Below are 559 nucleotides of genomic sequence, written 5' to 3'. Positions count from 1 at the left end.
ACTACCGCCGTCTCTCGTTTAGGTATCTTCCGCGTTCGACACATCGTGACCGCACAAGCTATCGAGCAATTGAAACACGCGGACAATCTGAGTAAAGAGTGCAATGACATACTGGTAAAAAGTGCGGCCGTCTCTCGAGAGCTTTGCGCCACGATGGTGCTGGTCGTACAAGAATTCCACAAACACGAGCCTTCTGTTTACACACATCTGGAGCTGGAAAAGGCACTTCTAGTTGGCTTATTGGCCGATATTGGCTTGTTCTGCCTCATTAACGAATATCACCTGTATCTGGATAGTGGCAATTACCTTGACCCTGATATCGCGTTGCAAATCTTCCAAACTCGCTGCTCTGCAACCAGTAAGTTGGTGCTAGAACGCTGGGGGTTCGACAACGATTTTCGAGAAGTCTCTTCAAACGAAAAGTTTGTTACCGCTCGTCCAGAAGTCAGTTATTTAGACATTGCTCGAATTGCAAACCACTTATTGATGTTCCGTAATCAAGACGAACGTATTGATGAACATGAAGTGGAATTCAATTTAACAGGTGCAGAGGTCTTGT

The 559-nt window shown here is 45.8% G+C and carries 1 protein-coding gene; it reads left to right on the top strand.

Going from position 1 to position 559, the window contains the following annotated elements:
• Nucleotides 1-559, top strand: a 559-nt coding sequence (locus R7O13_RS29700; protein ID WP_318305570.1) for an HDOD domain-containing protein, incomplete at both ends; no start/stop codon positions are given.

The organism is Vibrio sp. Y176, from assembly GCF_033438945.1.
This window is presented reverse-complemented; position numbering and strand designations above follow the sequence as displayed.